Source organism: Labrys sp. KB_33_2, assembly GCF_052114505.1.
In the GTDB taxonomy this organism is placed as follows: domain Bacteria; phylum Pseudomonadota; class Alphaproteobacteria; order Rhizobiales; family Labraceae; genus Labrys.
The window spans coordinates 377,504-389,709 of record NZ_JBFREW010000002.1; the positions used below are offsets into that span (position 1 = coordinate 377,504).

Genomic DNA, 12,206 nt, shown 5'->3' on the forward strand with positions numbered 1-12,206 from the left:
CTTCATCCCCTCGTGATGGCTTTGGACGGGTGCGCCAGCTCGCTCGCCGGCATGATCTTGATGCCATCGGCCACCAGGGCCTCGCGCATGGCGCGGGCGATCGCAAGGCTGCCGGGCGTATCGGAGTGAAAGCAGATGGAGTCGAAGGCGATGTCGATGTCGTCGCCCTCGACGGTCCGCACCCGCTGTTCGCGGCAGGCCCGCACCACCTTGTCGGCGATTGCCGCCGGATCGAGCCGGCCGGTGCGGCGGGTGAACACGATGGAGCCCGAGCGGCCATAGTCGCGGTCGGCGTAGAATTCGCGGATCACCGGCTGGCCGGCCTCGACGGCGACGCGATGGGTCAGCGAGACATCCATGCAGTAGATGAAGGCGTTGGGAGCTGTGGCCTGCATCGCATGGACGAAGGAACGCGACAGGTCCTCATTGGCAGCCAGTTCCATATAGAGCGCGCCATGCGGCTTCACATGCTGCAGGCTGGCACCATGGCGCCGGGCAAATTCCCGCAACGCTCCGGTCTGGTAGACGATGTCGTTGACGATCTCCTCGGCCGCTCCCTCGATGCGGCGGCGGCCAAAGCCCTGGAGATCTCGATAGCCGGGATGGGCGCCGATGCCGACGCCGTGCTGGGCCGCCAGCCGGACGGTGGCGTCCATCAGCGATGGATCCCCCGCATGAAAGCCGGTGGCGATGTTGGCGGAGCTGATGAGCTCCATCAAGGCGGTGTCGTCCGCCTCCGCCAGGCGCCATTGGCCGAAGCCTTCGCCCATGTCGCAATTGATGTCGACCGCAGCCAGCGCCAAGCCAGCCTCCCTCTGTAATTAGTCCTGCGCCGGCATCGCCGCCGGTCTTGCTCTGACGTTACGGCGAGACGGGTAGATTGAAAAATTCTATAATCAGATGCTTGTTATCTGATTTTCAGAAATAGGAGATTTCCTGACTTCGCTTGAATTTTCCTCATATTGGGTCAATTTTCCGGAGATAAGCCAGAAGGCATGAGATTCGGTGGAGTTCTGGTCGGCCATCTATCGATTTTATAAATATTGATGTAGAGGTCGATCTGAAACGCGAAGGGAGTTGTTCATGCCGGTCAGTCTGCGCCAGATCCGCTATTTCGTGGCGACGGCCGAGCATGGGCAGGTGTCCCAGGCCGCGGGCGAACTCGGCATCTCGCAATCGGCGATCACCACCGCCATCAAGGAGCTGGAGCAGATCGTCGGCGTCGAACTGTTCACCCGCTCCACCCAGGGCATGGACATGACGCCGGCGGGCCGCCAGTTCCTGTTTCACGCCTATGAAATCCTGAACAAGGTCGAGGAGGCCACCAGCCTTCTCCTGCCCGCCAATGATTTTGCCGGCCGGCTGACGGTGGCGGCCACCTACACGGTCATCGGCTATTTCCTGCCCACCCATCTCGGCCGACTGCGACGGGCCTGGCCCAATCTCGACATCCAGCTTTTCGAGCTCAACCGCGAAGCGATCGAGGACGGGTTGCTGGCCAATCGCTACGACATGGCGGTGCTGCTGACCTCCAACGTGATCAATCCCGATCTCACCACCGAGACGCTGATGAGCTCGCGCCGGCGGCTGTGGGTGCCGGCCCGCCACCGGCTGCTGGCGCAGGGCGCCGTCAGCCTCAAGGAGATCGCAGAAGAGCCCTATATCATGCTGACCGTGGACGAAGCTGCCCATACGGCGCTGCGCTATTGGAGCCTGTCCTCCTTCCGGCCGAACGTGACGCTGCGGACTTCCTCGGTCGAGGCGGTACGTTCGCTGGTGGCGGACGGGCAGGGGGTGGCGATCCTGTCGGACATGGTGCTCAGGCCCTGGTCGCTGGAGGGCAAGCGCATCGAGACGATCGTGCCGACCGAGCCGATCCCCTCGATGGATGTCGGCCTGGCCTGGCGGCGGGACGCGGTGTTCACGCCCGCCATGGAAGCCTTCCGCTCCTATTTCCGCCAGGCCTTCTTCCTGCCGCCCAATCGCTAGCGACAACAGCCCCGCGAGCGAAAGGAGAGCAGGAAAGGCAGGCATTGCCGGTCAATCCTTGCGGGTCAGCAGATAGCTGCCGCTTTCATGCAGGCTTGCGGTCCAGCCCGGCTCGATGACGATGGTGGTGGTGACCTCCTCGATGATGGCAGGCCCTGCAACTGACACGCCCACGCCCAGCTTCGAGCCGTCATAGACAGGTGTAGACGTCGCGTCGCCCGATCTGTGGAAGATCGCGGGCCGTCGGTCTTTCAGGGCTTGTTCCAGGCTACCGGTGCTGTCGAGGCGAGGAGGCCTGGGTTTTTCGATCAACCCGAAGAGGGTGGATTCGATATTCACCACCTCGACCGGGTTGTGCCGCTCACAATAGGTGTAGAGTTCTTCGTGACGGGCATGGAAGGCTTCCTTGACCCGGTCGATCGTGGTGTCGTCGATCCTGAAATTATCGATGTCGACCGTGCATTCATGCACCTGGCCGACATAGCGCATTTCGAGGCTGCGCTTGATGGCGATGCGGTCGGCAGCAAAGCCGTCTGCCTCCAGATGGCGGACACCCTGGGCCTCGATCTCGGCGAAGAGCACGTCGATCTTCTCGCAGGCGCCGGCATTGTCCAGGCGCAAAGGAGCGGTTGCCATATAGTTGTATTTGACGTCCGAGATGATCTGCCCGAAGGCGCACAGGCCGGAGGCGAGCTTGGGCAGGATGATGGTATCGATGCCCATCTCGCGCGCCAGAGCGGTGATGTGGGCGGCGGTGGCGCCGCCGGCCCCGACCAGGACGAAGTCGCGCGGATCATAACCACGCTCGACCGACACGCGCCGGATGCCGTTGACCATGCCGCTGTTTACGATCGTGAACATGCCATAGGCAGCCTGTTCGACGCTGATGCCGAGCGGCCCGGCGATCCTGGCGATGGCCTCGCGAGCTCGTCCGACGTCGAGAGGCAGCTTGCCGCCGAGCAGCCCCTCGGGATTGAGATAGCCGAGCACGAGATTGGCATCGGAGGTCGTGGGATCGGTTCCTCCGCGCCCATAGCAGGCCGGGCCGGGCTCGGAGCCCGCTGATTGCGGACCGACCTGCAGCAGGCCCAGGCTGTCGATCCAGCCGATCGAGCCGCCGCCGGCACCGAGCGTCTCGACCTGGATCATGGGAACGCCGACGCGGTAGCGCAGGAAGTCGACGTTCTTGTTCAGGTTGGTCTGGCCGTTGCGGGTGAGCGTGATGTCGAAGGAGGTGCCGCCCATGTCGACGGTGATGACATTCTCCTTGCCGAACGGGGCGCCGACATAGAGGCCGGCCTGCGGCGCGGAGGCGGGGCCGGAATTGATGGCGTAGACGGAGCGATCGGTCATCACCTGCCCGACGGCTAGGCCGCCATTCGACTGGAAGTAACGCACGGGCTGCTTGGCACCGAGATCGCGGAAATAGCGGTCGACGGCGGTGACGTAGCGCCGCATCACCGGAGCGAGATAGGCATTGGTCACCGCGGTGGAGGTGCGGGTATATTCACGGATCTGCGCATAGAGTTCGCTGCCGACGGTGAGGATCACGTCGGGCATCATCTCCCGCACGATCTCGGCGGCGCGGCGCTCATGCCCAGGATTGAGCACGGACCACACGAAGGAGATCGCTACCGTCTCCACTTTCTCAGCGAGGAACAGGCGGCAGGCCTGCCGCACGTCCTCTTCCTGTATCGCGGTGCGGACGGAGCCATCCGATAGCACGCGCTCGCGCACGCCGCGCCTGAGATAGCGCGGCACCAGCATGGTGGCCGCCGGATATTCGGGGTCGTAGCGAAAGCCGTCTTCCTTATGGCCGTTGCGGATCTCGATGGAATCCTCATGGCCCGCCGTGCAGATCAGCCCGGTCTTGCCGCCCCGATGGGTGATCAGGGCATTGAGGCCGACCGTGGTGCCGTTGATGCAGAGGTCGCAGTCGGACACGATGGCCGAAGGCGTCGTGCCGAAATTCTCGGCGATCTGCTTCAGGCCGTTCTCGATCGCCCTGGTTGGATCGGATGGCGTGGAAAGTGCCTTGAACAGTTTGACGTCGCCGCTGGTGCGATTGGCGATGACGAAATCGGTGAAGGTGCCCCCGGCGTCGATGCCGAGACGATAAGCGTGTTCCATGATGATTTCTTTCAGGCCGCCCGGAGCCGTTGGGTTTCGGCGAGGTCGACTTCCAATGTTTCGGCATTCGTGATGGACACGCCGTAGTCGGCGCGAGCGCCCTCGATGGAGACGAGTCCGTTGCGCACATCCCAGACCACCTTGTCGACAGGACGCTCGAACGGGTTGCCATAGCCGCCGCCACCGGGGTTGAGATTGGTGATGGTCTGGCCGGGCTTGATGGTCTCGATGATGTTCTTGCGCTCGACCGTGACCTCGCCGCCGCGCCGGAGCTCGACGCGGCCGACTTTCTTGTCGATCAGGGCAGACTTGGCGCCGGCCGCGCCCATGGCTGGAATGCGTCGTCCTTCGCCAAAGCCGATGCACAGCATGTCGCCGTTCAGCGGCTCGACCTCCCAGGCCGTGCCGGAGCCGCCGCGGAACTTCCCGGCGCCGCCTGAATCGGTCATCAGCGCGTAGCGGTGAATGATGATGGGATAGGAATATTCCAGAAGCTCGACGTCACCCGACGTGAGGGCGCCAAAGCAGCATTCCGGACCCACTGCATGCCAGCCGTCCTGCTGGGGCGTGGCGCCGCCGCCCGAGATGATGGTGGCAAGCACCATGGTCACGAACTCCTCGCCGTTGCGGCCGTCCTTGCCGGCGATGTTGAGCCCGTTGGCATGTCCCCAGGAGGCCGCGACCTTGGAAGGCATCGCCTTCTCGAAGGCGAGCCGAACCGCATCCGTCAGCGTTTCCATCGGCGTGGTGGTGCAGTTCATGTGGGGCGCGGGCTCCTGCGCGTTGCACAGCGTGCCCTTCGGCCCGAAATCGACGCTCACGCAACGATAGAGTCCCTCATTGTAGGGCGGGGGCAAAGCGGCGAACATCATCAGGCCGAGATAGACGCCCGAATGGGAGTTGCCCTCATAGGAATTGATGAAATAGGGCACCTGGGGCGGGCTGGAGATGACGATGTGACAGGCGTCGCCGGTGATGGTGACCTTGGCGCCGATCTCGAAGTCGCCGAAGCCGTGCCCGGCATCCTCGAGGATGGCCTTGCCCTCATAGGTGCCATCTGGAACGCTCGCTATCAGCGAGCGCATATGGCGGTCGGCCATGTCGAGCAGCGTGTCGATGCAGGCATCGACCGTCGGCTTGCCATATTTGTCGAGGAGGGCGATCAGGCGTCGTTCGCCGACCTGGCAGGCACCGATCAGGGCGCGGAAATCGCCCTCCTGGTCGCGCCGTGCCCGCATGTTCGAGAAGATCAGGTTGAGCACGTCCTCGCGTGGCTTGCCGCGGTCCCAGATCTTCACCGGCGGGATACGCAGGCATTCGGCGTAGATCTCGGTGGCGTTTGGGTTGTAGCCGGCCGGAACCGGGCCGCCGATATCGGTGAGGTGTCCCTTGCAGACGGTCCAGTAGACCAGCTCGCCGTGGTAGAACACCGGCTTGTACATGCAAGTATCGATGGCGTGGCTGCCGCCGAAGACGGGATCGTTGTGCAGGAAGAGATCGCCTTCATGAATGTCGTCACCGAAGAATTTGGCGACGGCCTTCATGGCCGGGATCAGGGAGCCGAGATGGATGGGAATATCCTGGCCCTGGAGGATCATTTCCGGACGGGCATTGAAGAGCGCGGTCGAATAATCGTGGGCCAGGTTGAAGACGGAGGAACGCGCCGTCTTTTCCAGGGCCAGCGTCATCTCGCGCTGGGTGGTCTCCAGCACCCCACGCACCACCGATAGTGTGATCGGATCAACTTTTTCTCGCTCTATCGACATCCATCCTCCCCAGAGCAAAGTGCGTTCAGACGTGAACGCTTGTTTGCTCTCACTCTTTGGTTCCCAGCCAATCCTACGGATTGGCTGGAGCGTCTTTCTGATTCTTGGCGGTGCCGCCAAAATCGCAAAACCCTCCGGCCAGCCGCAAGCAAGGCGGGAGAAGTCTGTCCCCCACGATCCCCTGCAGCGGCGTCTCGCGCACCGTTGTTTCCATCAGCCAATCAGGTTTGCCGGCGGCCGTCTTTGCAGGGAGCGAGCAATGGTTTGACGCTGAGTGCACAATCGGCCGGATGGCCGGACCGCGCGATTGCCATCTTCGCCTCTCGCGCCTAGTCTCGATAACCGTTCTGTGGAGCTGTCATGAAGACTTCCGTCACCACGAGCGCGACCCGCACCATGGATCGGAGCCGGCACTGGCACCAGGCCATTGCCGGGGCCTATTTCCCGCTCGACCTGACGTTCCGCCATCCGGATCATTTCTTCGGTGACCTCACCATCTGGCAGTTCGGCGACGTATCGATCTCTCGGCTCTCTTCGGACGGGCTGCAATATCTGCGCCTGCCGCATCATTTTCGCAGTGCCCGCAAGGAAGAGTTCCTGGTGACGGTGCCGACCCGTTCCCAGGTTTCTTTCTCCCAATGCGGCAGCGAAGTGCGCTGTTCGCCCGGCGGCTTCTTCCTCGAGCGCAGCCACGAGCCCTATGAGTTCAGCCACGCCGATCCCGCCGATCTCTGGGTGCTGAAGGTGGCCTCGCAACCCCTGTCGGAGCGTATCCGCAGTCCGGACAGGCTGTGTTCGCTGCAGTTCGACGCGGCCAATGGAGCGGGCGGCCTGTTTGCGGACATGCTGCACCTCCTGCCGCGGCGCTTCGAGGCGCTGGACGAGGAGGCCCGCACTGCCGTGGGGCGCCAGCTCATCGATCTGCTGGTGCTGGCGGTCAAGGCGGATGATCGTATCCTGACATCGGGCAGCTCGACGGTGCGCGAGGCGCATCTTGCCCGGATCGAGGCCTATATCCGAGCCCACCTCAACGATTGGCGCCTCGATCCCGACATGATCGCGCGGGCCTGCGGGGTTTCCATCCGTTATCTGCACGACCTGTTCCGCGACACCGACCAGACGGTGGCGGGTTGGATCCGCGATCAGAGGCTGGCGGCCTGCCGCACGGCCCTCGAAAATCCCGCCAATAGCCAAACGGCCGCCGAGATAGCCTATCAGTGGGGATTCACGGACCAGGCCCAGTTCTCCAGGAGCTTCAGGGCCCGTTTCGGCGTGCCACCCGGAGAATATCGCCGGCTGAACCGTCGTGCCGGCACGTCGGGGGCGCCTGCGCCGGACATGTCCGGCACCGCTTAAATCGACATCCGGCCGCCTGCATCAGTCGTGCCGCTCTGCCAGAAACACTCGATCCGATTTCTGCCCCCTTGCGGGTTTATAAGCATGGCTCCGCCTGTTCTTCCGACGTTGAACACAGGAGGCCGCCGTGCCGATCAACCGGACTTTAGCGGATGGCTTGGTTTTCGTATTTCTGGCGTCCGCGACCGCTCTGCTCCTGGACCAACCGAGCGATGCAGAGGCAACTGCCGCCATGCGCGCAATACCCGCGCTGGCCGCCAAGCAGCAACAGACTGCCCATATCAATACTTGTGTGCCCGCCGTCGGTCGCCCGGGCGTGACGTGCACCGCCACGGTGAAGGACACGCCCCAGGCACAAGCGAGCCCAGTCCGTATCTATTTCGCCCGAGGTCCGGACAGTGCCTGGATCGCCGAGATCCTGCACTGAACCTTGAGCACTGTGCCGGAGCGTGGAACTTCTTTTCAGAAAAAAGAAGCGATAACAATATGATACAAATTTTGCTTAAATGAGAATGTCTACTTTTTGCTTCCGACTTATCTGCGGCAGCGGGCATAGGCTGCCGCAATCCTCCACGCCCGGCAGAAGATAGCGCAGGCAACAGACTTTCCGCCGGCGCACGGGTTGTCCCTGTTCCAGGGGATAGCGAACCGCCCCGCAAATCGGATTGGGACGACCATCGCCGCCACTGCGCTGCTGCAGCAAAGCGCGGCCTTCCTCCAAGGCGACCGGGCCGGGAACGCCAACGTCCAGCACCTGCTGCAATGTCCACTCGAAAATCGCAGCAGCATTGGTCCACAGCAAACGTTTGGACACGCCAAATCGTGCCCCGAAATTGTGGATCAGCGGTTCGACATGCCCTTCGAAAAGGCGCGAGAAGCGTTTGGTGGCATCGCCGGGATGCGGCCTGCCCTCATCCGGGATGACCAGCGCGGCAGTGCGCCCGCTTTCATGCGGAACGATGCCGATCGCATCCAGATCCACGGGCAGTTCCCGGTTGAGCAGCAAGGTTGCGGCCGTTGCCGGGATGACCAGCGCCCCGAAATGCCATTGCGTCCACATCGAGACAAGCGCCTGGCGCTCGGCACCGGGATAGGTGTCGGCAAAGCGTGACATCAGATCCTCGGCCACGCCTTTTTCGAGAAGGCTGCGACCGGCAATCAGGCGTCCATGCACGCCCGGCAGCGCCACGCTCTCCTTGTACCAATGGAGATTTCCAGCAAAACAGGGCGCGAGGGATGCAATCATCGACCGTACGGAACTCCGGCCAGCGCCTCTACCGGATCCTTCCAGGCACCGGACCGCACGGCGACGCGATGGCTGAGCATGGCGGCGATCGGCGCGGCAGCCAGAGCGAGAAATGCCGCCATGCCGAAATAAGGCCCATAGCCCCAATGCTGGGCGATCCAGCCCGAACCCATGCCACCCGCCATGCTCACCAGCGCGTCCATGCATTGCAGCAGCGTGAAGTCGATGCCGGCCTGGCGGGGATCGGAGACCACCATGAACTGGGCATAGAGTGCGACGAAGCCGAGAGCCATGATGCCGGACGAGCTTGCCAGTGCGAGGATGAGCAGGAGGGGTTGGCCGATCCCGCCCTTCCAGGCGGCGAAGGCCAAGCCCGACAGCGCCATGGCCTGCAGGACGAGCGCCAGTGCCAATACGGTCCGCGCGCTCCACAACCGCACGAGGGCACCTCCGATCAGGGCACAGATGAAACCGACGGCCATGCCGCCGACGCCGTTGACGATGCCCAGCGAGGTGAGGTCGAGGCCGCTGTCGATCAGGAAGGGGCCGAGCATGCTGACGCCCCACTTCTGGGCGATGACGTTGACCGCTGCCAAAGCCAGGCCCAGATGCATGTCCTTGCGCCGCAACGCCTGGCGCAGAGAGGGCCGATGGTCGCGCCCGGGAGAGGGCGGAGCCGGCGAGGCCACGAAGAGCAGGCCGAGCACGATCAGCAGGCCTGCCATGGCAAAGCAGGAGACGCCCCAACCATACTGGGCAACCAGCACCAGAAAGAGCCCCGATCCGATCGCCGACCCCAGATAGGCGCCGCCGACCTGCGCCGCATTGCCCCAGCCATGATAGCGCTCGGACAGGGTTTCCACCGCATGCCCGTCACAGGCGATGTCGCTGGTGGAGGTGGCGAAGGCAATCAGCAGCAGCACGGCGAGCAGGGGCATGAAACTGGTCGGCCCGATCAGCCCGGTCAGGATGAGGCCGACGGCCGATATCAGGCCGCCGACCAGGACGATCGAGCGTGAACGGCTATGGCCGGTGGCCGGCAGCCTGTAGCGTTCCACTGCCGGCGCCCACAGGAATTTGAAGGCCCAGGGCAGCACCGCCAGATAGAGCAGGCCGATCTGGTCGAGCGGCAGGTTTCGCTCCCGTAGCACGCTCGGCAAGGCAATGAAGGTCAAGCCGCCGATGATGCTCTGGCCGACATAGAGCCCGCCCACGCCGAGCACGATGGCGAGTGGAGAGGACAAAGCGTACCTGGTCGACGTGACGGGCTCGATACTGCTCACCAGCGGTAGCGCAGGCTGGCAATGACCTTGCGTCCCTCGTCGAAATAGCAATAGCCGACCGTGCAGATCTGCTTGACCTCGTTGAGCAGATTGGTGGCGCTGACCTGCACGCGCATGCCGGCGAGTTTTGGATTGAGGTTTTCGAGGTCATAGCGGATCGAGGCGTCGACGAAGGTGCGCGGCTTGTTTTCGAGTATTGCGCGATTGAGATTGTCGCCCAGGCTCGAGCCGACATAGCGCACGCCGCCGCCAATGCCGAGGCCGGTGGCCGGCCCCTCCTGGAAGGTATAATCGAGCCAGAGCGAGGCCATGTGATAGGGCACGCTCGACAGACGGTTGCCCTCGGTGTCGGGAGTGAGCTTGAGGATGCGGGCATCGTTGTAGGAATAGGAAGCCTGGACGCTGAGCCCGTTGGTCAGCGAGGCCACGCCCTCGATCTCGACACCGCGCGAGCGCACGTCGAGCTGGACCTGCTTGTTGAGACCGTCGATGACTTCATAGACCACCGCATTGTTCTGGCGCATGTCGAAGACGGCGGCGCGCAGCGACGCGTTCATGTTGGGAATGTCGTATTTGACGCCGATTTCGGTCTGTTCGCCGGTGGTGGGCACGGCGACGCCGCCATTGAGCACCGTACCCGGATTGGGCGTGAAGGAGGTGCCATACGCGACATAGGGGGCGAGGCCGAAATCGGTGACATAGCTCAAGGCCGCCCGTCCGGTGAACTTGGTGTCGCGGCTCTTGCTTTGCGTCATGCCGCTGCCGACCGTGCCCTTGCTGAAGCGGCTATAGAGCCAGTCGTGCCGGCCGCCGAGCGTCAGGCGCCAGTTCTGCCACTTGACCTGGTCCTGGACATAGATGCCGGTCATCGCCAGCGTCTGCTTCGACTGGGTGGTCAGCGGAGGGTCGACACCAAGGGGCGCGCCGCCATAGCCTTCTGCCGAACGGTAATGCAGATAGCTGGTGTCCAGACCCGTCACGAGCGTGTGTTCGAGCGGACCTGTGGCAAAGTGGCTTTCCAGGCTGGTATCGCTGGCAAAGCCGGCCGTGCTCTCGCGGGTCAGGCCAGGGCCGAAATAGTAATATTCCTGATTGGTGCCAAGTTGCGAATAGCGTGCGTTCTGGCGCAGGATCAGGGCATCGCTGAACTTGTGCTCGAACTCGTAGCCGATGCGCCCCTGCTGCTGGCGAAAGTCGTTGTAGCGGCGATCGCCGGCGAATACTTTGGTGGCGCCAACCGACTTGTCGGTGACGTTGCCCTGGCTATCGACATAGGGCGCGTAGCGGTTGAGGTAGACCTGAGTGCCGCCAACGGTGGAATCCATATATTCGCCAAGCAGCGTGAGCTTGGTGGCATCGTTGGGCTTCCAGGTTATCGCCGGTGCGATGAAGACGCGGTCGTCCCGGCCGGCGCTCAGATCGGCCTTGGCATTGCGGACGACGCCGGTCAGCCGATAGAATACAGTCTTCTCGGCATTGAGAGGTCCCGACAGGTCGAAATTGCCCTGGAGCCGACCGAAGGAACCTGTCTGCAATTCGATCTCGCGGAAAGGCGTCTCGGTCGGGCGCTTGGAGATGATGTCGACGATGCCGCCCGTGCTGCTGGCACCATAGATGGAAGCGGCCGGGCCACGCAGGATGGAAATCGCTTCCACCCCATAAGGTTCGAGCCTGAACAGGCCGTTCGGGCTGTTGAGTTGCCGCAGTCCGTCGCGGAACACGCCGGTATTGGTCATGTCGATGCCGCGGACCATGAAACCGTCATACCGGGAATCGAAGCCATACATGCCCACGACGGCACCGGGGGTGTAGGCGATCGCCTCGAGCAAATTCTGTGGCTTGCGCTCTTCGAGCTGGGGCTGCGTCACGGTGGAGACGGATTGCGGCACTTCCAGCAAAGGAGTGTCGGTCTTGGTGGGGCTCCGACCGGAGGTCGCGACATAACCGGTGGTTGCGATCACGCCCGCTACTCCGCCGCGGTCCTTGCCCTCCACCACCACCGGATCGAGTTCGATCGTCGCGGCGCCGCTGGATTGCGCATGGGCGGCACCAGACATCAGAACAAGCGATGCGGACGCCAGAAGGGCGGATTCAAGTTTCACAGGCCGAGAGCTTTCTTCAAGAAAAAGTCAGACCCGCCTAACAATATCCTCCAACTCAAGTCAACGAGTACATATTTGAATCATTCAAAATTGGCACTTTATAATACGGTAATTTAAATATTTAAAAATATATAGATAATTATAAGATTTTTCGTAAATTTATACTTACATTTATGCTTGAAAATCCAAACTATAAAAACAAAAATATATCTTATCGATTGCCAGTGACACTGCGGCAGGAAGTCAAGAGCGCCGCCTCGAATCGTGGATCGCCACAGGCAGCCGCTGCGCTCGAACATGGCGATGGGATGATGCCTGCTCCAGGTAGGGCAGG

At 62.5% G+C, this 12,206-nt stretch carries 9 protein-coding genes; 3 read left to right on the top strand and 6 right to left on the bottom strand.

What is annotated here, in order from left to right:
- Positions 1-2: 2 nt before the first annotated feature.
- Positions 3-803, bottom strand: a complete 801-nt coding sequence (locus AB4037_RS05060) for a 5-oxoprolinase subunit PxpA (protein ID WP_441770755.1) — start codon at positions 801-803, stop codon at positions 3-5.
- 280 nt (positions 804-1,083) lie between these two features.
- Between AB4037_RS05060 and AB4037_RS05065 the strand changes: the two genes are divergently transcribed.
- The gene (locus tag AB4037_RS05065; RefSeq protein WP_434960803.1) at positions 1,084-1,989 is read left to right on the top strand and encodes a LysR family transcriptional regulator; all 906 of its coding nucleotides are present in this window, start codon (positions 1,084-1,086) and stop codon (positions 1,987-1,989) included.
- Positions 1,990-2,040: 51 nt separating this feature from the next.
- Here AB4037_RS05065 and capA read toward each other — a convergent pair whose 3' ends face one another.
- Together capA and capB are read right to left on the bottom strand one after the other, a co-directional pair.
- Positions 2,041-4,119 (bottom strand): caprolactamase subunit alpha, encoded by a 2,079-nt coding sequence (gene capA / locus AB4037_RS05070; protein WP_441770756.1) that lies wholly within the window; start codon positions 4,117-4,119, stop codon positions 2,041-2,043.
- 11 nt (positions 4,120-4,130) lie between these two features.
- Positions 4,131-5,885 carry a caprolactamase subunit beta gene (capB, locus tag AB4037_RS05075; protein ID WP_441770757.1) on the bottom strand — a complete coding sequence of 585 codons (1,755 nt, stop codon included), beginning with the start codon at positions 5,883-5,885 and terminating at the stop codon, positions 4,131-4,133.
- A gap of 360 nt (positions 5,886-6,245) precedes the next feature.
- Between capB and AB4037_RS05080 the strand changes: the two genes are divergently transcribed.
- Positions 6,246-7,241 (top strand): helix-turn-helix domain-containing protein, encoded by a 996-nt coding sequence (locus AB4037_RS05080; RefSeq protein WP_441770758.1) that lies wholly within the window; start codon positions 6,246-6,248, stop codon positions 7,239-7,241.
- Positions 7,242-7,473: 232 nt separating this feature from the next.
- Positions 7,474-7,668 carry a hypothetical protein gene (locus AB4037_RS05085; RefSeq protein ID WP_441770759.1) on the top strand — a complete coding sequence of 65 codons (195 nt, stop codon included), beginning with the start codon at positions 7,474-7,476 and terminating at the stop codon, positions 7,666-7,668.
- Between the two features lie 75 nt (positions 7,669-7,743).
- On the opposite strand, the gene fhuF is transcribed toward AB4037_RS05085, so the two are convergent.
- Genes fhuF through AB4037_RS05100 form a run of 3 tightly spaced genes read right to left on the bottom strand, consistent with a single transcriptional unit; the run spans position 7,744 to position 11,827 of the window.
- Positions 7,744-8,487: a siderophore-iron reductase FhuF gene (gene fhuF, locus AB4037_RS05090; protein WP_441770760.1), complete on the bottom strand. Its 744-nt coding sequence runs from the start codon at positions 8,485-8,487 to the stop codon at positions 7,744-7,746.
- Positions 8,484-9,731: an MFS transporter gene (locus AB4037_RS05095; protein ID WP_434960809.1), complete on the bottom strand. Its 1,248-nt coding sequence runs from the start codon at positions 9,729-9,731 to the stop codon at positions 8,484-8,486. Before AB4037_RS05095 ends, fhuF begins: the two co-directional genes overlap by 4 nt.
- Before the next feature lie 35 nt (positions 9,732-9,766).
- Complete coding sequence (locus tag AB4037_RS05100; RefSeq protein ID WP_434960810.1) at positions 9,767-11,827, bottom strand: TonB-dependent siderophore receptor; 2,061 nt, start codon at positions 11,825-11,827, stop codon at positions 9,767-9,769.
- Between the last annotated feature and the right edge of the window lie 379 nt (positions 11,828-12,206).